Origin of the sequence: Desulfovibrio inopinatus DSM 10711, from assembly GCF_000429305.1 — a bacterium.
In the GTDB taxonomy this organism is placed as follows: Bacteria; Desulfobacterota; Desulfovibrionia; order Desulfovibrionales; family Desulfovibrionaceae; genus Alteridesulfovibrio; species Alteridesulfovibrio inopinatus.
In genome coordinates this window covers 12300-36727 of sequence record NZ_AUBP01000001.1, presented here as the reverse complement: position 1 = coordinate 36727, position 24428 = coordinate 12300, and the positions used below count along the sequence as shown (strand labels likewise).

Below are 24428 nucleotides of genomic sequence, written 5' to 3'. Positions count from 1 at the left end.
CCATGCCAAGGAGAGAAAGCATGCCGAAAACGCATTCCATTGTAACAATTACCATGAACCCAGCGCTTGATCTGGCATGTACCGTCGAGAATTTCTCGATCGGCGCGGTCAATCGAGTAAGCCGGGCACAAACCGATGCAGGAGGCAAAGGCGTCAACATTGCCAAGCTCCTGCGTCAGTTTCATGTACCCGTGGTCGCGACCGGTTTCTTAGGGGACGTCAATCCGCACCTTTTCGAACTGCTTTTTCGCGAACAGAACATCACCGATGCTTTTGTGCGCGTCCCCGGCGAAACTCGTACGGATATCAAAGTTCTTGATCCCACGACGCAGACCACAACAGATATTAATTTTCCAGGACTCAATCCGACACAGAACCATATCGACCGACTTTTCAAGATGGTCGAAACCCTCGCGCAAAACGCCTCCACGGTTGCGATTGCCGGGAGTATCCCCGCGGGGCTGTCCCCACACATCGTGGCTGAACTTGTCTCTATGCTCCGCACGTGCGGTGTCCGAACCGTTGTGGATACGAGTGGGCCAGCATTTCTCCACGCCGTTAAGGCCATCCCCTCGCTCATCAAACCCAATGCATTCGAATTGAGCGAATATCTGGGGCGACCGGTCAACACACCGCTGGAAATCGTTACGGAGGCTCGCGGACTCGTTGCGACGGGAATTGAAACCGTTGTTGTCTCTCTTGGCGAAGATGGCGCTCTGTTCATCAATGAACAGGAAGCACTGTGGGCCAAACCGCCGCGTGTTGACGTCGTCAGCACGGTCGGTGCGGGGGATGCCATGGTTTCCGGACTGTGCGCCGGCATAGCACTTGGCAAATCCCTTGCGGAGAGTGCCCGGCTGGCCACGTCACTTTCCGCCGCCGTGGTTACACAACCCGGCCCAAGTTTGTCGAATCTCGATCTTGCGGCGTCATTTGAATCTCAAGTGACCGTTCAATCGCTCGACTTTTAAGGAGAAGCTTCATGAAAAATATCGTCGCCGTTACCGCATGTCCTACAGGGGTGGCGCACACCATCATGGCTGCCGAAGCACTGAAGAAGGTCGGTGAGAGTATGGGGCATCATGTCGTTGTGGAAACGCAGGGCTCCGAAGGAATCAAAAATGAGCTTTCTGCCAACGATATTGCGAACGCCCATGTTGTTATTATAGCGTCAGATATCCACGTGGATCCGAGTCGCTTTGTCGGAAAACCACTCTATGCGGTCACCACAAGCGAAGCCATTCGCAAAACACAAGCCGTTATCGATGCGGCATTGGCAGAAGCCGCCGAGGTAGAAGAGGAACCCGAACTTGCTGTTCAAGCTCCTGCATCCGATCAGGCGCCGGTTTTACCGTCTTCGGGAAGCAAGTTCATTGTCGGGGTCACCTCTTGCCCCACCGGCATTGCTCATACCTTCATGGCTGCCGAAGCATTGCGTAAAGCCGCCGAAGCCATGGGACATGAAGTCAAGATTGAAACCCAGGGATCCGTCGGCGCCAAAAACGTTCTGACTCCGGAAGAAATCGCCCGAGCGGATGCTGTGGTTATTGCTGCAGACGCGTACGTCGATAAAACGCGATTCGAGGGAAAAGCCTTATACGACACCTCGACCAAAGCGGCATTGCATGATGGCAAAAAAGTTATCGAAGAAGCCTTGGCGGCCAAACCGCAAATAAACAAGGACCTTGGAACCAAAGTTGCTGAAGCCAAAAAAGAACGTTCGGAGTCACGAACCGGCCCCTATCGCCACCTTATGACCGGGGTCTCCTACATGTTACCGGTCGTCGTGGCCGGGGGGTTACTCATCGCTCTGGCTTTTGCTTTCGGTGGTATTTATGCCGGCGACCAGCAAGGCACCTTGGGCTGGGCGTTGATGCAAATCGGTGGAGCAACGGCTTTCTCATTGTTTGTCCCAGTCTTAGCAGGGTTTATTGCTTACTCCATTGCGCAGCGTCCCGGGATTGCCCCCGGTCTCGTTGGCGGTATGCTGGCCAGCACTGTCGGAGCCGGGTTTCTTGGAGGGATCGTTGCCGGTTTCCTGGCGGGGTATCTGACCAAGTTTCTTAACGATATCATCAAACTGCCTCGTGACTTGCAGGGTCTCAAACCTGTTCTTATTCTGCCGTTCCTGTCGACCCTGGTGGTTGGCTTACTCATGATCTATGTCATCGGTCCCCCGGTTAAAATCGCCCTGACGGCACTGACCGAATGGTTGCAGGGCATGCAAAACACGAGTGCCGTTGTCCTCGGTCTGATTCTGGGTGGCATGATGGCCTTTGATATGGGTGGCCCAGTCAACAAAGCTGCCTATACGTTCAGCGTCGGACTGCTCGCCAGCAAGATTTATGGTCCCATGGCAGCGGTTATGGCCGCCGGAATGACTCCTCCCCTGGCGTTGGGTCTTGCAGCGACATTCTTCAAGAATCGTTTTACGGAAGAAGAAAACGAAGCGAGTAAGGCAGCACTTGTCCTTGGGCTGTCGTTTATCACGGAAGGTGCCATTCCATTTGCCGCCCGCGATCCGTTCCGAGTTATTCCCTGCATCATGATCGGCTCGGCCGTGACCGGAGCATTATCCATGGTTTCAAATGTCTCTCTCATGGTTCCGCATGGCGGGGTATTTGTCCTTCTTATCCCCAATGCCGTGACACATCTTCTTGCCTATACGTCGGCAATCCTTGTTGGGACGCTAATTTCTGTGGCAGCATTGTTTATCGTCAAACGGCCGCTGACACAAAGTTAAGAGAAATGACAAGAAAAGGTTGCGCATTGACGTAGAGATTGACTATGTCAGCGTGTATAGAAGCAGTTCATTGCCGTACTGGACAACACATCAACACAGGAGACTCCTACATGGCTTCACAAAATCTCCACAAAACCATTTACGAAATCTCGCGTGTCATCAACTTGAGTCTCAAACCCGGCGAAGTTTTGTCCCAAATTGCCGAGCAGACGACCAAGGCGATGCAGGCCAAAGGCTGCTTTATCCGTGTCCTCAGCCACGATGGAAAAACCCTGGAACCGGGAGCTTATTTCGGCCTCTCCGATCGCTATGCCCACAAAGGCCCTGTGGAAGTGGAAAAATCCAAACTTGATCAAGACGTACTCAAAGGCGAAATTGTAACCATTGCCGATGTCAGCGAAGACGACCGTTTCCAATACCCCAAGGAAGCGGCCGAAGAAGGATTACGCTCGCTTGTGGTTCTGCCGCTTTCCGTTGGTGGCGACAAAGTGATCGGCTCTATCCGTGTCTACTCCGGCGAAGCCCGCACATTCGATGAAGAAGAATTGGACTTCCTGCGCTGCATTGCGAACTTGTCCGGATTGGCCCTGGAAAACGCCCGCATGTATTCTGCTCTCAAACGTGCAAAGCAACTGGCGGATGAATACACGTACCAAGTTTTTGAGGATTAATTATTATGAGCAAAGTTAAAGTCGGTATCAACGGATTCGGCCGCATTGGTCGCCAGGTTCTCAAGACCATTTGGGAACGGCATCGTGATGTTATGGAAGTCGTTGCGATTAACGACCTTTTCGATATCAAAACCAACGCGCACTTGCTTGCTCACGACACCTGCTACGGCAAGTTTGCCCCAAGCGTGACTGTCGAAGACGATAAAATGCATATCGGCGACGACTTCACCGTCCAGAGCTTGGCTGAACGCGACCCCCGCATGTTGCCCTGGGGCAAGATGGGTGTCGATGTTGTCATTGAATCCACCGGGATTTTCCGTACCGGCCCCAAGGCCATGCAGCACGTGGAAGCCGGTGCCAAACGTGTCGTTATCTCCGCCCCGGCCAAGGAAGAAGATGCGACTCTGGTCATGGGCGTTAACCACACCACCTATGATCCGGACAAACACGTCATCATCTCCAATGCGTCGTGTACGACCAACTGCCTGGCTCCGGTCGTCCATGTCATGCACAACGCCTTCGGCATCATCAAAGGCGTGATGACCACCATTCACTCCTACACCAACGACCAACGTATTTTGGACTTACCGCACAAAGATTTGCGTCGTGCCCGGGCTGCGGCCTGCAACATGATCCCCACCACGACAGGTGCGGCCAAAGCGGTGGCATTGGTTATTCCGGAAATGGCCGGTCGTTTCTCCGGCTATTCCGTACGCGTTCCCACACCGACGGTTTCTTTAGTGGATTTCGTTGCCGTGCTGGAAAAAGATGCCACGACTGAAGATCTCAGAGCAGAATTGAAGAAAGCAGCTGAAGGCGAACTCAAGGGCATCCTGGGCTACTCCACGGACCCCTTTGTTTCTTCGGACTACATCGGGAACTCGCATTCGTCCATCGTGGACGCCGATTTCACGGAAGTACAATCCGGCAACCTCGCCAAAGTGTATTCCTGGTACGATAACGAATGGGGTTATTCCTGCCGCGTCGCCGATCTCATCGCCTACATGATCGAACGTGGAATCTAACACCCAATTTCAAAATCATCTCCCCCAAGAAGGTCTCGTCGGCATGCCGGCGAGGCCTTCTTCCATGGGAGAAAGACACGACTTCAGCTCAACATCAAAACAAGCCGTTATTCCGCCCACGTATCAAGATCGATGATACCAAGACGAGCGGCGGTTTTGACGAGTTCGACAGCACTCGACAATTCCATTTTGCCCATGATGTGCGAACGGTGATTTTCGACGGTTTTGGGGCTGATAAAAAGCTTCTCTGCAATCTCTTTTGTGGAGAGTCCTTCGGCGAGAAGACGAAAAATTTCCTGTTCGCGACTGGTGAGGGCACTATATCCTTGATCACTCTTCTGATCGTGCTTCGGTCCTCCCACAAGACGACGGACGACTTCCGACGATACCGCCGCATCCATCCAGGTCTCTCCAGCGGTAACGGCTTCCAGGGCTTGCCCTAGCTTTTCTGCTGCCGAATCTTTGACAAGGTACCCTTTTGCACCGGCTTGAAATGCCGCGGTAATATAGTCGACCTTTGAATGCATGCTGACAATCAATACCGCCGTACTCGGACTCTTTTCGAGAATGGTTGAACACAATTCGATACCCGAGCCGCCAGGCAAGGAGATATCGACCAAAGCAATGTCAGGCATGTGCTCGGTAATAACATCTATCCCTGGCTCCACATCACCAGCTTCGCCCACAACCGTATACCCCGGTGTTCTGGCGAGCATAGTCTTCAAGCCTTCTCGAAATAACGGATGATCATCGACAATGATGACGCGCTTGTCAGCCATGCTGGTGTTGCCCTCCGATTGGTGCTTGTGCAAAAATACGTGTTCCTTTTCCAGGAATGGACGTGACTTTGAAACTCCCGCCGATCACTTCGGCACGCTCGCGCATCCCATGCAATCCCATCCCGGAAACAAGACCGTCAGTCTGATCAAGATCATCTTGAGAAAATCCTTTTCCATTGTCTTCAATACGTAAAAGAATCATGGGGTGCGATGCGACCAATCGAACGGTCACACGTGTCGCTTCGGCATGTCTCTTGACGTTATTCAGAGCTTCCTGCAGCAATCGATATAAATTGATCTCGGTATCGAAATCAAGGTCAAGTCCTTCAACTCCCACACAAGAGACGTCTAAAGCAATACCTGTAGTTTCTTCGAATTCTTCACAATGGCGCATGACGGTTTTGCAGAGGCCAAGCTTGTCAAGATTCGGGGGACGAAGTCCATAGGCAAGCTCACGCACAGAAGCAATAGCCTTGTGGAGAATAAGCGAAGCTTTGGCAATACGATCGTGCAATGCTGGTGGAACAAATTCCATATCATCAAGCATGGTTTCATAGGTAATACGCAGACTGGATAAATCTTGTGCAACATTGTCATGGAGATCCCGTGAAATACGCAACCGCTCGTTCTCTTGCGCTAAAAGCAAACGTCCCGTGAGATCTTTGATCCGCCGTTCTGCCTTGTTGCGCTCGGTAACATCGCGCAAGATAGCGATAATAAATCGATGTTTTCCCAATTCAAGACTGCGAGCACTGACAACAACATCAAATCGGTCATCGGGACCAATGACCACAGCTTCACGCATAAGCGCCCCTGAACGGACTGTATCGTCGAGAATGGAGCGAGCTTTATTATCGGAAGTCTCGAACAGGCTCGAAAATCCCGTGCCAACAGGATCTGCACTGCGAAACAACTGTCCCAAAGCTTGGTCGTTAGCCTGGACAATGGTGCCGTTCTCCGTATCAACCAAAACCACGGGATCAGGGCTTTGTTCAAATAATGTTCGGTAACGCGTCTCCGAAGCCCGAAGCGTGGTTTCCGCGCGTTCAATGCGGTCAAGCATAGCGTTGATCCCATCGCCGAGTTCACGAATTTCATCCCGACCGGAAACAGAAACACGAGCGGATACGTCGGCCGCATCGGTGACTGGAGCGACCTGCTGTGTCAAACTGCTGATGCGGGAAAGAACATTATGTTCAAGGAAAATAAGTGTCATCAATCCAAAAATGACGGCGACAATGGCAACAGACAATACCGTCAACCGAAGCGTCGCCAAACCTTGTTTAAAAATGGACCGTGGTTCTATGACTTGGATGACAAGGTCGGCATCCCCCTGAATACTGTGGAGCAAAACATACCCGGCGATTTCTCGATCGTTCAACGGCAAACTGGCCATTGTTCGATTATCCCGTAGCGCCCATCGTGCAACATCAGGCAGTGTCGGCGAATCCAAAGGAATTATTTCAAGACCAGCCTCGACCAACCGCGAGAGGCGTTTGACAAGACCCTTATCGAGATACCGAATCATGACTGCAGTTCCTACCGAAGGTCCTTCGTTATCACTTGTCAGTATTGGCCGTGTCGCGATAAGCGCCGGAGTGCCGAATTCCGGAACTTCAATACCGGCATGCCCTTGAGCGATATCATCGAAATGTAAATATATGGAATCCGGACCAAGTTTGGCCATGATCCAGTCCGGAATCGGTTCCACATTATTCTTTTTTAAATTGAACCCGCGCCCCGACAACGCATTCCCATTATTATCAAAAAAGAGAATGCCGTTCATGCGAATTCCAGTGAACGTCGAGTCCATTAAATTTTCCGACGGAAATTGAGCATTGCGGCCTTGAGCATAATGATAGGTGTCATCCCAGGCGGACCAATCAAGTAATATTTCGTCCATGGCCTTGAGTTCGCCCGTGACCGCATTGCGTGCTCGGAACAAATCTTTAAACAAAGCACTTCGCTCAAGTGATTCAAAGCTTTCAACAATCTGATACCGCATGAGCCCATAAATCGCTGCGACAAGAAAAAAGAACAAAATGGATATCAGTATTAACGTTGCAGCGCGGAGGCTGAGGAACGAACCATTACCAAAAGTAGAACCTTGATGTTTTTCCATAACATTCTGATATGAAGTGTTGTTTCTGTATGCTACAAAGAATAAAGAGAAATGAAATGTACTGAAAAACATCTCATAGGGCGAGGCCGTTTTGATCGATATTCAACTTTTTCCGCTCGGAGCCATTCTCACTCCGGATACCAGACTTGATAGATTGACAATTAATGCATTCAAGCACGCTGTAAACGAAGTTCTACAATCGAATCGTTTTCAAATTATTCTGGATCTCCACCAAGTTGCCTTTGTCGACTCTTCTGGACTAGGAACTCTCGTCTCAACCTTACGCACTCTTGCCACGCACGGTGGGGATATTAAATTATGTTGTCTGCGTGCTGAAATTCAGGCACTTTTTAAGTTGACGCGCCTTGATCTCGTATTTGATATCTTTGCAACACAAGACGATGCTATGTCGGCCGTTGTTCGAGCTTCTTCATCCTCCATGTCCAGCGGAGAACCCGAAACATCATGATAGTTTTTCTTAAACGGTGGGGCGCCTTGCTGCTTATTGTCTTTACTGCCGCGGTCACGCTTTCTACATTTGTGCCCGCATTCGGACATGTGGAACATGACAAAATAGGCCACGCGCTCGTTTTTGGTGGAATGTGTTTTCTTGTTCCATTTGTCTTCAAACCACGCAAAGGTGTTCTTCTTGCTTCCGGCGCAATTGTTGGACTTAGCGGCGTCCTGGAATTTCTGCAGTCTTTCGTCCCCGAACGCACAGCCAGCCTTGATGATATGGCTGCCAATATCATAGGGGCCACACTGGGGCTCTTCGCTGCCCTGCTCATCAAAAATTTCTTTGCATCCTCTGACGATGACACGCAACGAATTGAACGGCTTTAAAAAATTGTATCAAGCGGAAAGAATATTGAGGCTGGCGATCTGGAATAAATCAGAGGAGTAAGCTTATGCCACTCCTCTGCTGGATGGTTTTAAGATTGCATTTGATCAATAACGTTACGGAGATGGCGAACATGCTCGACAAGATCATCAAGCGCCCCGCTTGCCTCCGTCATACCGTGTGCCGTTTCAGCCGATATACGACTGATCTCCTCAACGGCTTGGTTAATCAAGTCGGATGTAGCAGATTGCTGTTCACTCGCCGTTGCAATGGAACGGATCTGATCGGAATTGGCTTCCACCAGGCTCACGATCTGCTCGAGTACCTTCCCAGATGATGCGGCTAAATCAGCTCCGGCTTCAATTTCCCGATTGGCGTTATCGGTCGCTTCAATGCTTTTTTTCACCCCTGTCTGAATGTGCGATATCGAATCACCAACTTCTTTCGTGGCGATCATGGTTTTTTCAGCGAGTTTGCGCACCTCGTCAGCAACAACCGCAAATCCACGCCCGGCATCTCCGGCACGAGCAGCTTCAATAGCCGCATTCAGTGCAAGCAAGTTGGTCTGATCGGCAATATCACCAATCACGTCTATAATCTGACTAATTCCCGAGGCCTGTACACCAAGGTTGTCCATATTGGCTTTCAAGGATTCTGCTTGGAGGCGTACCTGTTCAATAGCTCCAACCACATCTCGAACAACAGTTTCACCTTCAACAGCTTGAAGCCTCGTCTCATCGGCATGCGATGCCGATTCCTGCGCATGACGAGCGACTTCCAAAACAGTTGCGTTCATTTCATTCATTGCGGTGGCGGTTTCTCCTGAACGCTCTTCTTGCTGCTCCGCCCCCTGGGTCGCCTGATTAATTTGATTCAATATCTGCTCGACCGCGTCAAGAACCTGTCCAGCGATTGCATCGGCTTGCTGAGCTGCTGTTGCAATTTTTTCGTTTTGCGCAACGATACGAGCTTCCTGTTCACGATGCGTGGTCAAATCAAAATACAGCGTAATAGCACCGGCCACATTGCCATCAAGGTCATGCAGGGGGGTCGCGTTGACGTTAAGCATATGCAATGATCCATCGGGCATGGCAACTTCCATTTCTCCTTCGACACGTCGATTTTCATCAAGTGCTTGTGCCGAGCGAGGTCGCCTTGATCGATCACCGAAAAAAAATTCGGAAGCATTCTGATCAAGATAATCGGTTGGTTCACCAGTTTTTCCCAAGAGCGATAATAACTGCTCGTTCACAAACGTAATGGAGGCATCGGCATCGAGTACAAGACATGGAAAAGACGACGAAACACTGTCCATAACACCCTGTGAAAAACTGAGTTTCGCCTTTAATTCATCCACCATATGTTTGAGATTGGTGGCAAGTTGCGCTAACTCATACCGAAAATGTCCGGACAATTCCGCATGAAGATCACCATTTGCAACTTTCATGGTATATCCTTCGAGAACAGATAGCGGTCCCAGCACCAACCGGCGCTGTGTATAATATAAGAGCACGACCAGAAGGAAAATAAGGATAAGACCAGCGACAAGAAGAATATTCCGCTGATGATGGGGGGTTTCGGATAATTCCGAGTTCTGCGCCGTTACACAGACTTTCCAATGAACGCCCGGAATGGTTTCGACCGCCATAAAGGACTCGTTTCCACCTTCATCATACGCCACAATACCCCGATCCAATGCCGAGGCATTTTGAACATAGTCGAGATCGGTTCCGCTTTGTAAAATCACATCACCTTTGCGAGCATGCGCAATAAACCGGCCTTTGGTGTCGAGGATAAAGGCATATCCGGTTCTGCCAACCGCCACGGAATCGACAAACTTGCGCGTAAAATTATCGAATCGGCTGAATACGGCAATACCGCCAGCCGGTTCTCCATTCAGATCGCGAACCGGAACTGCAACGACAAAAACGAGAGATGCACCCTGGCGTTGCACGGAATCACCGATATACAGCGTTTCTCCCTGCGCAATTGCCTGTACGAAGTCGCGTCCGGCCCATGATTCGCCTCCCAATTTTTGTTGCAAGGCATTTTGTCCAGAAACAACGTTCCCTTCCAGATCAAAGAGCGCGATGGCCCACAAATCTTTGTAGCCGGATAAAAATTCACTCATGACTTTATCTGCATCCTTCACAAAATATTCGGATAACAGAGCGCCTTGAAAACCGGACTGTGCTGAAAGCGATTGCGCTAATGCAATATTGTTATCAACATAGCTCTCCACAACGCGTGTGGTGGATACCGCAACGTCGGACAATGTTTGCTTTTCAAGATCAATCGCCATCGTATATGTTGATGTGCTGACATACCAAATAAGAAGTCCGACAAAAACGGCGATAATGCCTAGAGTTATTACGGCAAGCTGGATGCTAATACTACGAAACTTCATACGCCCTCCAGGCACAATATTGCGATATCCCCTCGACAACCAAGGATCCATTCTTATTTACGAAAATTACGAATATCACTCGTGAGTAGCTCATAATTAGTCGAAATTTACGTTTTTGTCATCTCATTCAATTCCAGCGCCAACATCCCCATGTATGTCAAGGGTTGACGACATCGCAGAGGGCTGGAAGAGAGAACGGAAATAAACAACAAGGATACGCCTTATGGATCAACGCCAGTTTATCGGGCGAAGACTGACCAATGTCTTTCAATCGTTTTTGCTTCTGATTGCTATGCTCGGCCTTATGGTATTGGTAGGATATATTTTGGCTGGACCGTCAGGAATCCGGTGGACGCTGTTCTTTGGCGCAATTCTTTTTTTTCTGGCACCACGGTTGTCAGCCAAACTGACTTTGCGCAGTTACCGGGCACGTGAACTCGGACACGGCGAGGCACCGGGATTATATACTATTGTTGACGATTTGGCTCGCAAGGCACATCTTTCGCCCTCGCCGCGTGTCGCCTATATCCCAACGGATATTGCCAATGCATTTTCCGTCGGATCAAAAGGCAATGCCTATATCGCGCTCAGTGACGGGCTGCTCCGCTCGCTTAATCATCGAGAATTGCGTGCTGTTTTGGCACATGAACTCAGTCATATTGTGCACAATGACATGGGAGTCATGGCTATGGCCGATATCATTAGCCGTGTCACTTCCATGGTCTCTCTCGTGGGGCAATTTCTCTTGTTGCTCAACCTTCCGCTTCTCGTCATGGGCGGAGCAACGATCCCTTGGCTGCTTATCCTCATTCTTATTCTCTCGCCAACGGTGGCCGGCCTTCTTCAACTCGCGTTGTCGCGTACACGCGAATTCGATGCAGATAACGAAGCTGCAGCCCTCACAGGCGATCCCAAAGCTTTGGCCTCAGCCCTGGAGAAAATGGAGATCAAACAAAAGAGCCTTTTCCAACATGTTTTTTTGCCGATGCGAAAAGACCCCACGCCTTCAATCTTACGCACACACCCCATCACCGAGGAACGCATCCGGCGATTACTCAGTTTAGAAAAACCTCGCGAATAGACAGGTCTCTGTCCTCTCCGTTACGCAGAGAGGACAGAACCCAAAGTTCTTTCGATGAGTGTTACGAGTTCTTCGAAAATAATGGGCTTGGCAATGTAAGCGTCCATACCTGCTTTCAACAAACGTTCCTTATCCCCTGCCATGGCATATGCTGTCAGGGCGATGATCGGGATTCGGGCGTGACGAGCATACGTCAGGTCGGTACGAATCATACGAGTCGTTACAATACCGTTTAGTCGAGGCATCTGGACATCCATGAGAATGATGTCGAAATTTCCATCTGACAGCTCGTCCAGTACCTCGACTCCATCACATACAGCGACAACTCTGTATCCGGCACGCTCTAAAAAACGACTCAACGCCAGGCGATTGGACGTGTCATCCTCTGCAAGAAGGATCGTTGCACGCATCCCCTTTGAAGGTGTCGGCATCACCGCCCCCTCGTCATCGATTAGAACTTCTGCCGAACCTTCTGAGACACGAAACGGGAGACTAAAACAACACTGCGTTCCAATCTGCGGTTGACTTGTCAGACACAATCCTCCCCCTAGCAAACCAATCAACCGTTTTACGATGGATAACCCCAACCCTGCTCCTTGATACCGTCGGGTATAGGATTTCTCGGTCTGCGTGAACGCATCGAAGATCGTATCGAGTTCTCCTTCACTCATACCTCGTCCCGTGTCGGTTATTGTAAAAAGAAGGCGACATCTCCGTGGCTTAGCATACAATAAGCGAGTGACAGTTACCTCAATACGTCCTTGTTCCGTAAACTTAACAGCATTTCCGACAAGGTTAAAAAGAACCTGAAGGACACGTCCCGAGTCCCCCCGAACTCGTTCCGGCACGTTCTCATCCACTGCTGTTAACAGCTCAACACCTTGTGCGAGAGTTTTCTGAGAGAAAATTTCCTTCACAGAGTTCATCAGGCTCATCAGATCAAACTCTTCCTCCACAATCTCAACACAACCCGATTCAACCCGTGATAACTCAAGAATATCACTTAATAATCGCGTAAGTCGTTTGCCAGCTCCTCGGGCTTCATCAAGATAGCGCCGCTGATCGTCATTAATTTTCGTGGTGCCAATCAGTTGCAACATTCCCATCACACCGTTGAGCGGTGTTCGAATTTCGTGGCTCATATTGGCCAGAAATTCAGATTTGGTTCGCGTTGCTTCTTCTGCCGCTTCTTTGGCTGCAATTAACTTCTGTTCATATTCCACTTTTTCCGTCACATCGTGGGCAATGCCTTCCACAGCCAGCAACCGTCCATTCTCCGACGGAACCGGGATAATCCTGTGTTCTGTATGGATAATTGTTGTATCCTTGCGAATCCAACGTAATGTCAGATATTGAACTTCGGTAAACGAAGTCTCCAATACTCGCGCCAGGCGCAATCGATCGTGCTTATGGACTATTCCGAAAACACGTCCTGGATCGGCATACAATTCTTCGGGCGTCCACCCCAAAAGAGATGCAATGGCAGGACTGACATATTCAAAATGCACCCACGGTGTCAGTGCCAACCGGTAAATGACCGCAGGAGAATATTCCACCAATCGCCGAAATCGAGCCTCACTTTGTCGCAATCGCTCATCTGCCTGTTTGCGCTGCGTAATATCGCGAACAAATCCTAAACAATATCGAGTTTCATCCTCGACAAAAAACATCGCTTGAATTTCCACAGGAAACGTACTGCCATTTTTTTTCCTGTGCATCCCTTCAACAAAAAAAGGCTTGTCGTCCGCCGTTTGCCCAGAAAGCTGTTCCCAATGCTCACGGGGCATGGCCACATCCAAATCAGAAACAGCGAGTTCCAGAAGCTCTTCGCGGGAATAGCCTAAGCTCAAACAGGCCATGCGGTTAACGTCACAAATGCGACCGTTGGCCTCAGCTAAAAAAATTGCATCGGAACAATTTTCAACAAAACGACGAAATCGTGTTTCGCTTCGAATCAACAAATCCTTTGTCCGTCGAAAATACATAAGCAAAAAAGTCAGCGCGACGATATATTCCAACATCGAGCCAACAAAATATCCCCAGGGAGCAAGCTCGTCTATCGGTTGCAAAAAAGGATAATTCATTTTGTGCAAACCCCAGGCGAAAAAAGCCCATCCTAAAATTGACTTTTCCAGGCCATGGAAATCCTTCCATCGTAAAAAGACAAACCCCACCAGGCAATACAGTCCTCCCAACAAGAAAAATGTTGGCAAGCTTATCCAGCGAAAATCAAGCGTGAGTGGTACCGCAATGCAAATCCAGACCGAACAAAATATTGAAAGCCAACCCCACACCTGAGGTAAAGGCCGGTGCGTAAAAAGACATGCACCTTGCAGCAAGAAAAAACCGCTCCATAAGGCCCCCCCCTGATTGGCTATCGAGAACCAAATCGAAGGGCCATACGAGATATTCAACAATAAAAATATAAAACGAAGACTATAGAGACCCCAAGCTAAAGACCATACGCGAAGCGCATGTTCTTTTTCAATAGCATATAAATAGAGGTAGACAACACAAAGGATACATGTCCCACTCAGTGTCGCAATAACAGAGGCCATCAAGCATTGCATACCGTGTTCTCCAACTGAGAAAAACAACACGTATAAATTATTCCAAATTTGTACTTCTTATTTCAGGCTATATTTTCTTTCTGCTCTAACAGGCAAATCCGGTCAATTGCCATCACCTTTTCGCAACAAAAATACAACGTTTTCCCGCGTTTCTTTGGAGAATATTCATTTCCGTTGCAAATAGGACGAGGTATGATATGATATATAAAAATCCTAATTGGTTAAAGGAGCATACGATGACAAAAACCGTTTTCAGCGTGTTTTTTCTCTTTCTGCTATTTGGGCTCATCCCATCGACAAGTTTTGCTAAAGGACAACAAAACCCATCTGCGACTGTTCGTCTGGAAAGTCAGTCTGTATCGATCGGTATCGGTTTTTCGTGGGGTCAAGGAACCATTACCTATAAAGGGCGATCCGTTCCCTTTAAAATTGATGGGTTGAAAGTTGTTGGAGCAGGATATTCCGGTATGAGTGCCGTGGGCGAGATATACAATCTCAAGCAATTAGCCGATTTCAACGGTACCTTCACGGGCTACGAAGCAGGTGGAGCATTTGGCGGCGGTGAAGCCGATCTTTCTCTCAAAAACCAAAACGGTGTCATCATGGTTCTACATGGAACCCAAAAGGGACTCAGTTTCAGTCTCGCAGGTTCCGGTATGAGCGTCGTTTTGCAAGCTGACTAACGAATGCTTTTCGGGGCAGGGTTCTCCTGCCCCAACACATCGCGCCTTCCATGCCATTCCAGCGTTGCCGGTGACACCAAAGAACACAGAGCGAAGAGGAAGGATTCAACCCTCCATAGCATGATTTTCATTGCGGTTATGGTGTTTATGGCACTTACGCGTCGATACGCCGCTTCAGGGCGCCACGCAACTCTTCAATATCATTAAGAAAAAGAGGGAAAAGCTTGTTCACGTTTTCTCTTCGACCTTCCCGCGCAGCGATTTCGAGAGAGGCTGCCGAGCCGCGGCAATTTTCGGCTCCCACCGTCGCACAGTTCCCTTTAAACGAATGGACAAGCAAAGCAAGTTCTTCAAGATCGCCAGTTTCAAGCAAAGTTCTAAATCGTTGCAACTTTCCCGGAATCAACTGCAGTAAATCATTGCAAATTTCATCGTACAGCTCAACGTCATCTCCAAAACGACGCAATGCTGCTATGGTATCGAGAATGGATGTTCCTTCTCCAATGTCATGGTCTTGGTTTCCATGTTTCTCTTCAGTTGTTTTTACACGGCCAAGTAAGCCGATAAGCTCCTGAAAAGAAAACGGTTTGGAGAGGTAACTATTCATCCCTGCGGCAATACATTTTTCGCGATAGCCGGTTAATGCATGAGCAGTCAAAGCTATAATTCGTACCTGTCGTGCCGCATCCCCCGATTCCCCAGCACGAATGCGACGAGTGGCCTCAAGCCCGTCCATAACAGGCATTTCCAAATCCATGAATACCAAGTCAAATGTCGCCTCTTTCAATGCCTCAATGGCCTCGCGTCCGTTTGGGACAGCAAGAACATGGTGGCCGAGCTTCCCGATCAGTGCGCGGGCGACTTTGACATTCTCTTCATTGTCTTCAACCAAAAGAATGGAAAGAGGATGTTCATGGGAGGTCGCATCATCAAAAACAGCCAAAGCACCGCTCTTAACCTGGTCGGCACGAGCACGTGGCAACTTTAAACGGAAAGAAAAAGTCGTTCCTTTTCCTATCTCGCTTTCTACGGTCAGTTTGCCTCCCATCATTTCCACAAGTTGCTTCGTAATGGCAAGGCCTAAGCCCGTGCCACCAAAACGTCGGGTTGTGGAACTATCCACCTGGCTGAATGCATCAAAAATGTGATCAATCTTGTCTTCAGGAATACCAATCCCCGTGTCGGTAATATGAAATCCCAACAGCGCGAATGAAGGTTCATCTTCAGCGGCATCAACGGTACATGCACCGTCTTCACAATATACTGTGACCGTGACCCCTCCCTTGTCAGTAAATTTGAGAGAATTCCCGACAAGGTTAATCAATATTTGTTGAATGCGAACAGGATCACCAATGAAGAACCGTTGAAATGAATCTTCCGTATTCAGATTCAAAAAAAGTCCTTTCCCTCTTGCCTGCTGTTCCATTGATGCCAACGTTGCGCGCAGAGTTTCAATGAGGTCGAATGGTACCGCCTCCAAAATATACTTTCCGGCCTCAACCTTGGAAATATCAAGAATATCGTTAATGACGGCGAGAAGATGGCGGCCGGCCTGACGAATGGTTTCAATACCGTCCTGTTGCTCTTCCGTTGGATCGAGAAGCAACACATATTCACTCATATTGATGATCGCATTCATGGGAGTGCGAATCTCGTGACTCATCTTGGCGAGAAACTCGCTTTTCGCCGAATTTGCGGCTTCTGCTTGATTCTTGGCTGCTACAAGTTCATCTTCGATGCGCTGCCGTTCTTCAATTTCCTGATTCAACTCGGCAGTCCGTTCCGTGACGCGAACCTCCAGAGTGTCGGCATAGTCGATCACTTGTTGATGCAACAAGGTATTATTAATTCCTGTAGAAATAACCGCCGCCATGGATTCAATAAATTCACTTTGCTTTAAAAAGTCGCGTCGCCGAACCGATCCTATACCGAGCACTCCAACGACATCGGTGCCAATGACAATGGGGATGGATGCATAGGAGGTTATCCCAGCTCTTTTACACTCGTCGTGAGTACACCGCTCGTCCGTGTGAATATCAAGAGAATAGACCGGCTTGCCTTTTTTTGCGGCAATTCCACAAAGGCACTCCCCGAACTCGCTCGGGAGAAGGCGCTTATCCGTGAATTCAATCTGGTTGGTATAGATATCATGCGCTTTCAACTCATTATCTCGTAACAAGAACAACACCACGAGGTCGGGGTTGATGGGGCCACGAACTCCTTCAATGGCGCTTTTTACGACAATGTCGAGTGAAAGATTGGCACTGATACGTCGGCTCAGCTCGTTGAGCGTGTCGAGTTCAAAAAGACGCAGTTCCAGATTTCTCTCTGCTTCTTTGCGGAACGTGATGTCTTTGTCGATTCCAAAATACCCGGTCAATTCGCCAGCGGCATCAAGAAGCGGTACCGCATTCGTTAACAGACAAATTGCTTCCCCTGTCACCTTACGATACCAATTTTCCCGATCGACAATAGGTTCTTTATTGTGCGCCGACCGATAGAATGCATCTCTCGCCAACTTGGCTTCGTCAGGAGTCATGAGGTCATAGGGTTTCTTACCAATAAGATCCGTTGGCGAAACACCGAGAATTTCTTGGATGGTATCAGAGACATATGCGTAACGCCCTTTGACATCGGTTTCCCATATCCAGTCACCCGAAGTAAGAATAACGTTACGAAAACGCCGCTCAGACTCGGCAAGACGCTCTTCGGTCTGCTTCCGGGTTGAAATATCTAGCATGACGCCCGTCATGCGCAGGGGCTGATTATTCTCATCAAATTTTGATAGCCTTCCAATACCAAGCACCCATTGCCAACGGCCATCCTTACGCCATACTCGATGCTCACACTCAAAAATAGACGTTTTTCCATCGAGATGGTCGGCCACTGCTCCAAGAACCAAGTCACGATCATCCGGGTGGAGACGAGTTTCCCAAGTTCTGTATGATTGCTCGATTTCATCAAGCTTGTATCCAATAATTTCAGCCCAGCGTTCGTTATAGACAACTTCACCGGTTCTGATATCCCAATCCCAAAAACCAAGCTTGCCACCTCGCATAGCCAATTGCAGACGTTCTTCATTGTCACGCAGAGCTTCTTCGGCTCGTCGACGGTCAGTCTCGTCTGAATAAATGGCCACGACTTCCTGTGTCGGCAGCCGAAAAACAAAATTATCTCGCCACCCCTGATGCCGATGATCCACATAAAATGACACGGGTAAATTCTCGGCAACGCCTGTTTTGTAGACACGCCGCAAGACATCAAGCAAACCGAACTCGACGACACCGGGAAACACACTGGTTATGGTTTGACCGATAACGTGCTCACGAGAAATGCGCTCGATACGTTCAGCAGCATCATTGAATTCCGTAATGAAAAAATCTTCACCGTCGTCAGCAGCCGTATAAATGACAAGACCGTCACTCATGTTCTTCAGTACATTAGACAAGCGTTCATTGCTCGCGCCAAGCTCTTCTTGAGTTTTACGCCGGCGCTCAATTTGAGCAGCTAGCGACGCATTGGCCTGACGTAATTCGACGGTTGCCTCGTCAATACGTTCTTGCAGATGAAGACGAGTTTGTGTTGCTTCGTTTTCAGCCAAACGTTTCTTTTCAAACGCACGTTGGGAACGGCGATAGATAAAAGCCAGAAGAAGGAACAAAATCAGGGAAAAAATGACTCCGGTCCCGGCCATGAGATTGGAAACCCATGCAGCGTCATCCAATCCGGCCGCAGAGTCAGCCTTCATTTTCTGCATTAATTGCTGCAATCCTTCAGTATACTGCTTTTTCTCCCGAACGTAGTCATCACTGGACAACAACGCCATGGCTTCATCAGGTTTGCCTTGCCGAACAAGCGCGATGGATTGCTTTTCCATGTTAACAATAAACGAGTTTGCACCGCAAACTCGATCAAGGGCAACGAGACTACTCGCGGAGAGGATAGGTCGTAAGGCGTTAAGAAGAAATTCGAGATTTTTCTCCGCATCCATATACAGGGTCTCATAACGCGGATCTCCTGTGGATGCGGCCAAACGGGCCGAAGCTGTCAATGAAGTATCAAGCTGGGCCATGGCCCCGGCTAGCTCTACGGCTACCACATGGGTTTTTTGTATATTGATAATATGCTTGCCAACAAACCAAGCAGAAATCCCTTGGAAGCACACCACCAAAAGAGCCCCGACAACAACAGTTATAAGGAGCTTGAGAGGAAAGCCATTATGCCGGCTTGGGGAGTTGGGAAAAATATTCATGGTAATCAATTTGTCAAAAAGGTCGAACCGTATCAAAAAATTTTCTATTATTGTGGCTGTTTTCCGCCTTCATAGCAATGACCATCGGATCATTTGTCACAGCCTCCCCCATGGTCACTCACAAGGCAACATAGTCCCATGCAGACGTAGAAACGCCTCCACGTCAGCCCGCTGTGGAATAGAAGGAACGGCACCCGTTTTGCCCACACATAATGCCGATGCCGCACAGCCTATTTGCAACGCCGATGTCGTACTCCTCCCATGACTCTTTTCCGCAAGAAAATACCCGACAAATGTATCTCCCGCCGCTGTCGTATCAACGGCCTGTACTGGAAAAGCAGGAACTTCAATCACCTCGCTACCCTCTGCAATCACTACACCTCGTTTCCCCAAGGTCAAGACAATCGTTGCATGCGGAAACCGTGCATGAAGGTCTTCCAGAATATTGTCCGAGTGTATACCACCTGACATACCTTGTGCCTCGGTTTCGTTAAGAATGAAACAATCAATACATTCTAATGGATATGACAAGACCTCTGGTGTCATTGGCGCGGGATTGAATACAATGGTCATCCCTTTAGCCGCGGCTTCTCGAATAATATAATCCGTAGCATTCACTTCGTTTTGTAGAAGAACAATATCATCCTTATCAAAATGCTTCAGAACGCTGGAAACTTCATCATGATGAATGGCATGATTCGCGCCGGGATACAAAAAAATGGAATTCTCTCCCTCGGCATCCACCTGAATAATCGCATGACCTGAAGGTATCGTATCAACTGCGACAAATCGGGAGTCAACGCCATGCTCTTTGAGTACAGCAAGAAGCTGCTCTCCGTCCGGACCAACTTTACCAGCATGAAAGACCGTTGCGTCAGCAGCGGCCAATGCGACGGATTGATTCAATCCCTTTCCTCCGGCAAACCGTTGGTAGTCGGTGCATGAGATAGTCTCTCCTGGCCGTACAAATCGAGTAAATGAATACACGTGATCAATATTGAGTGAACCGAAATTCAGAATAGCCACGAGCAAGACTCCTTAAAGAATGTACGCTTTGGGGGGAATGCCATGATGGAGGCAACCATATCAATATGCTCGGTCCAACCGGAGTTTACGGCTGGCTGACAAATAGGCTACACTCCGGCAGCACACGTATGTCACACGAAGGAGGAACAATGTGACGGCCTATGTTTTACGACGTCTTCTTCTCATGATACCGACACTCCTCGGCATCATGACCATCAATTTCTTTGTTGTCCAGATTGCACCAGGTGGTCCGGTTGAACAATATATCGCCCGCCTTCATCATGCAGGTGGCGGCGTCATGGAGCGTGTCACGGGCCAAGGTGGCGGTGAAACTCGTCCAATGGCCAGCACAACCGATTCCAATTCAAACTATCGCGGCTCGCAAGGACTCGATCCGGAAATTATCGGGCGTATCAAGAAAATGTACGGTTTCGATAAACCCATCTGGGAACGCTATGTGGATATGTTGAAACACTACGCCATGTTTGATTTCGGTGAAAGTTTTTTCCGCAACGAGCGAGTGCTTGATCTTATCATCTCCAAGCTTCCGGTTTCCTTTTCACTCGGATTCTGGAGTACGCTCATCATTTACGCCATATCTATTCCTCTCGGCATCAAAAAAGCCGTACGCCACGGCTCTCCTTTTGATGTTTGGACAAGTACGGCAATTGTCATCGGCAATGCCGTCCCGGTTTTCCTTTTTGCAATTTTACTTATCGTGTTGTTTGCCGGAGGCTCGTACTTCAATTGGTTTCCCTTACGAGGGCTTACGTCTTCCAACTTCGACCAACTGTCATTGCTTGGCAAAATCGGTGACTATTTTTGGCATCTCGCTCTGCCCGTCACCGCGATTGTCATTGGTGGCTTTGCAACGCTGTCGATGCTCACCAAAAACTCATTTCTTGAAGAAATTCACAAACAATACGTGGTAACAGCACGTGCCAAAGGGTTAGATGAAAAAGGCATTCTCTACGGACATGTTTTCCGCAACGCCATGCTCATCATTATCGCCGGTTTTCCCGCCGCTTTTATCAGTTTATTCTTTACAGGATCGCTTTTGATCGAAGTGATTTTTTCTTTGGACGGCCTTGGACTCCTTGGGTTCGAATCTACCGTCAGCCGGGACTATCCTGTCATGTTTGCAACACTCTATATTTTCACCATCATTGGCCTCTTCACGAAGTTGGCGAGTGATATAACCTATACCCTCGTCGACCCACGTATCGATTTCGAAGGGCGGTAAAACCATGCGGTTTTCACGAAAAAAAACGAAGATGAAGCCTCTCAAACAGAAGCAAGGCGCACCCCAAGGAATGAGTACACAAAGTGGAATGGCGAGGTCACAATAAAGGAAAACGGCCTGCAAGCTCCGTTAGACGGAAGCGGATCAATCCTCTGGTTTCTTTTCTTGACGCCGTATACCATGGGACTTCCCATCCCACTTTTCGATCAACTGGAAAAGTTTGTCGAAATCCAGAGGTTTGGCGATATAGTCATCCATACCGGCATCAAGAAAAATATCTTTATCGGTACTCATGGCGTATGCCGTTATCGCGATAATCGGTATGGACGCTTGCGCAGAATATTTTGGATCCGTCCGAATACGTTGTGTGGTATCGACGCCGTTCAAAACCGGCATTTGGATATCCATCAAAAGAAGATCATAGGTGGTGTTCTCTAAGTATTCCAAAGCCTCCAGCCCATTGGTGGCACTATCGACCCGGTGCCCCAAGCTGGAAAGCATCTCACGTAAAGCAATACGATTGACCTCATCGTCTTCACAGATCAACACGGAGAGTGACGCTGAGGACGAAGTAGAGCCTATCTCATCGGGCTCTGTCTGATCCGGTCGCCGAACTTCAAATGGAATAGTGACAAAGAGGCTTGTTCCAACATTGGGCTCGGACATAATGGCGATATTGCCTTTCATGGCTGTAACAAGACTTTTCACGATAGAGAGCCCCAAGCCTGCCCCCTGAAAACGACGAGTAAACGACGTGTCGGCCTGCGTAAACTTCTCGAACACAAAGTCCAGCATATCTTCAGAAATCCCGATACCAGTATCTGTGACTTCGAAAAGAACACGTGCCGTACCATTCCCTCCCCCCAACAAATTCCACATATTCAGAGAGATATTCCCTCTCTGGGTATATTTAACAGCATTCCCCACAATGTTCGTAAGGATCTGGCGTAGCCGGGCTTCATCCCCCCTGACCGTTTCAGGAATTGTACTGTCGATAATCAGATCGAACTTCACGGCATCCGGATCAATATTCATGAGGAAAAGCTCTCTCGTTTCTTGGGCCACAGCACGCAAGTCAACGTCCTCGTCAATAATATCGATTTTTCCAACCTCGATTTTTGACAAGTCGATAATATCAGAGAGCAAGCGTGTCAGTCGCCGGGAAGCATCAATGGCCACCTGAACATACCCTTCTTGCGTGGTGTCGAGTGCGGTCAGCTTGAGCAATTGTAGCATACCGAGAATACCGTTCATCGGAGTGCGCACTTCATGGCTCATATTTGCCAAAAAAACACTTTTCGCGAGACTCGCCTGCTTGGCATCTTCAATCGCTCTGATCCTGCTGGTCATATCCGTGCCTAAACAGGTCACGTCAAGAATGGTTCCATTGTGATCTCGAGAAAGTACATTGGACCATGAAATTTTTCGTGTTGTTCCGTCTCTAAGCAAGATTTCATTTTCATACGAAGAATACGGATCCCAATCTTTGCTTTGCATGGCTGTTTTAAATACCGACCGAATACGTGCTCGATCGTGTTCCGGAATGAAAATATCAAACCAATTTTTCCCGATAATGTCTTCTCTTCTCCATTTCGTCATTTCAAGTAAATGCGTATTGACAAAAAGAATAGATTCATCCGGAGCAATGGAAACACCCACTTCCGGAATGCGTTCTAATATACTGCGAAAACGCTGTTCAGATTCTTTCAAAGCACGAAGCGCTTTGCGCTCTTGAGTGACATCAACAAATATCACGGCGAATTGCATTGGTTGCGGGCAATAAGCACGTACTTCGAAATACTTATCGATATCCTGACTATATTCTTCAAAATGAATGGGTTGTCCAGTCAAAGCCACCTTGCCATAATGCTCAATCCAATAGGATTCGATTTCTGGCAAGGCCTCGCGAACCGTCTTGTTCAGAATGTCTTCACGACGTAAACCGGTCATGCGCTCGAATTCGGGGTTCATATCAAGAAAACGGTAATCAACCGGATTGCCTTCCTTGTCCACAATAATTTCGTGCAACGCCGCGCCAGCAATCATTTCCGTGAACAATTGCTTGTACCGACGTTCCCCCGCTTCCGCCGCAACACGAAGGCGATGGCTACGTTTTCTATAAAAATTAAATGCCAATACCACCAATCCGAGCACGAAAGCGGCCAGAATAACGACATGTTTTATTTGGAAACCATCCGTCATGGTATCGCCATGCCACTTCGTGTAGAGTTCTTTAAAGGTGGGTGTCTTCAGAAACTCAAGCAGTTGTGTATTGAGAAAGGCAAACAAGGCAGGCTCATCTTTTGCGACGGCAATGGCTCGCTTCACCTCCAAAAGCGGTTCCCCTACAGCCTTGATGCGCTTAACAAGCCCTGCATCGAAAGCGGCCCAAAGAAAGACACTTTTTGCAAAGATGACAGCGTCAACATGGCCGGAAAGTAAATGAATGAGTAAATCATTTTGATTTTCATACACGACAACATCGTACAATCCATGTTGTTTGGCCAGTGCTTCCCCGACATTCAGTTTCATGACACCGACACGGCAATGGGAGAGATCCTGCAACGAGGTAATATTCGTATTATTTTCGCGAACAAAGACTGAAATGCTTATCGTATCATATGGCACAGTAAACGCGGCAAAGTTGCTTCGCGACGCCGTAACTCCCATATTGGGAATCAGGTCGATGGTGTGGGCTTGCAGTGCCTGATCGGCGGCCTCCCAGGAGTCAAAAATTACATACTCTTTGGAAAGGCCGAGTCGACTGGATAAAATGTCGAAGAAATCAATGGCAAAACCGGAAAGCTCACCTTGATGAAGAGAATAGAACGGTTCAAACGAGCCTGGCACGCCGACCCGAAGGGTTTGGGACCGATCCCATTGGCCCCATGCACCAGTCCCTCCCTCTAACCAAAAGACAGGGAGTGCAACGAAAAATACAACCAACCATCTCCAATGCAACCCCATGAACGTGTCTCTCCACTC

16 protein-coding genes are annotated in these 24428 nt (G+C 48.7%); 9 read left to right on the top strand and 7 right to left on the bottom strand.

Translation table 11 applies throughout. From position 1 onward, the window contains the following. The first annotated feature begins 20 nt into the window (after positions 1-20). The 4 genes from pfkB (at position 21) to gap (ending at position 4439) form a co-directional block, all read left to right on the top strand. The gene (pfkB, locus tag G451_RS0100130) at positions 21-971 is read left to right on the top strand and encodes a 1-phosphofructokinase (protein ID WP_027182681.1); all 951 of its coding nucleotides are present in this window, start codon (positions 21-23) and stop codon (positions 969-971) included. A gap of 11 nt (positions 972-982) precedes the next feature. After that, the gene (locus G451_RS0100125) at positions 983-2743 is read left to right on the top strand and encodes a PTS fructose-like transporter subunit IIB (RefSeq protein ID WP_027182680.1); all 1761 of its coding nucleotides are present in this window, start codon (positions 983-985) and stop codon (positions 2741-2743) included. Positions 2744-2853: 110 nt separating this feature from the next. Next, a complete protein-coding gene (locus tag G451_RS0100120; RefSeq protein WP_027182679.1) occupies positions 2854-3414 on the top strand; it encodes a GAF domain-containing protein in 561 nt (186 codons plus the stop codon). A gap of 5 nt (positions 3415-3419) precedes the next feature. Then, complete coding sequence (gene gap / locus G451_RS0100115; protein WP_027182678.1) at positions 3420-4439, top strand: type I glyceraldehyde-3-phosphate dehydrogenase; 1020 nt, start codon at positions 3420-3422, stop codon at positions 4437-4439. A gap of 107 nt (positions 4440-4546) precedes the next feature. Here the strand turns inward: gap and G451_RS0100110 are convergent, their stop codons facing one another. Together G451_RS0100110 and G451_RS31990 are read right to left on the bottom strand one after the other, a co-directional pair. Then, positions 4547-5218, bottom strand: a complete 672-nt coding sequence (locus G451_RS0100110; protein ID WP_027182677.1) for a response regulator — start codon at positions 5216-5218, stop codon at positions 4547-4549. Next, positions 5211-7340: a sensor histidine kinase gene (locus G451_RS31990; protein ID WP_051260952.1), complete on the bottom strand. Its 2130-nt coding sequence runs from the start codon at positions 7338-7340 to the stop codon at positions 5211-5213. Before G451_RS31990 ends, G451_RS0100110 begins: the two co-directional genes overlap by 8 nt. 91 nt (positions 7341-7431) lie before the next feature. Here G451_RS31990 and G451_RS26560 point away from each other — a divergent pair, with 91 nt between their 5' ends. Together G451_RS26560 and G451_RS0100095 are read left to right on the top strand one after the other, a co-directional pair. Next, positions 7432-7809 (top strand): STAS domain-containing protein, encoded by a 378-nt coding sequence (locus tag G451_RS26560; protein WP_051260951.1) that lies wholly within the window; start codon positions 7432-7434, stop codon positions 7807-7809. Further along, entirely contained in the window at positions 7806-8183 is a 378-nt protein-coding gene (locus G451_RS0100095) for a VanZ family protein (RefSeq protein WP_027182676.1), read from the top strand. Before G451_RS26560 ends, G451_RS0100095 begins: the two co-directional genes overlap by 4 nt. A gap of 89 nt (positions 8184-8272) precedes the next feature. On the opposite strand, the gene G451_RS0100090 is transcribed toward G451_RS0100095, so the two are convergent. Continuing rightward, complete coding sequence (locus tag G451_RS0100090) at positions 8273-10588, bottom strand: methyl-accepting chemotaxis protein (RefSeq protein ID WP_027182675.1); 2316 nt, start codon at positions 10586-10588, stop codon at positions 8273-8275. 223 nt (positions 10589-10811) lie between these two features. Between G451_RS0100090 and G451_RS26555 the strand changes: the two genes are divergently transcribed. Then, positions 10812-11669 (top strand): zinc metalloprotease HtpX, encoded by an 858-nt coding sequence (locus tag G451_RS26555; protein WP_034640090.1) that lies wholly within the window; start codon positions 10812-10814, stop codon positions 11667-11669. Positions 11670-11689: 20 nt separating this feature from the next. Here the strand turns inward: G451_RS26555 and G451_RS26550 are convergent, their stop codons facing one another. After that, positions 11690-14239: a PAS domain S-box protein gene (locus G451_RS26550; RefSeq protein ID WP_051260950.1), complete on the bottom strand. Its 2550-nt coding sequence runs from the start codon at positions 14237-14239 to the stop codon at positions 11690-11692. A gap of 236 nt (positions 14240-14475) precedes the next feature. Between G451_RS26550 and G451_RS26545 the strand changes: the two genes are divergently transcribed. Next, positions 14476-14922 (top strand): hypothetical protein, encoded by a 447-nt coding sequence (locus G451_RS26545; RefSeq protein ID WP_051260949.1) that lies wholly within the window; start codon positions 14476-14478, stop codon positions 14920-14922. 154 nt (positions 14923-15076) lie between these two features. Here the strand turns inward: G451_RS26545 and G451_RS31985 are convergent, their stop codons facing one another. Both G451_RS31985 and G451_RS0100065 read right to left on the bottom strand, forming a co-directional pair. Next, on the bottom strand, positions 15077-19174 hold the full coding sequence (locus tag G451_RS31985; protein WP_156921451.1) for a PAS domain S-box protein: 4098 nt from the start codon (positions 19172-19174) through the stop codon (positions 15077-15079). 114 nt (positions 19175-19288) lie between these two features. Beyond that, entirely contained in the window at positions 19289-20200 is a 912-nt protein-coding gene (locus tag G451_RS0100065) for a ribokinase (RefSeq protein ID WP_027182674.1), read from the bottom strand. 151 nt (positions 20201-20351) lie between these two features. Here G451_RS0100065 and G451_RS0100060 point away from each other — a divergent pair, with 151 nt between their 5' ends. Then, the gene (locus tag G451_RS0100060) at positions 20352-21443 is read left to right on the top strand and encodes a microcin C ABC transporter permease YejB (RefSeq protein WP_027182673.1); all 1092 of its coding nucleotides are present in this window, start codon (positions 20352-20354) and stop codon (positions 21441-21443) included. Positions 21444-21587: 144 nt separating this feature from the next. Here the strand turns inward: G451_RS0100060 and G451_RS31980 are convergent, their stop codons facing one another. Further along, positions 21588-24410, bottom strand: coding sequence for a response regulator (locus G451_RS31980; protein ID WP_051260947.1), 2823 nt, complete (start codon positions 24408-24410; stop codon positions 21588-21590). Positions 24411-24428: the final 18 nt, after the last annotated feature.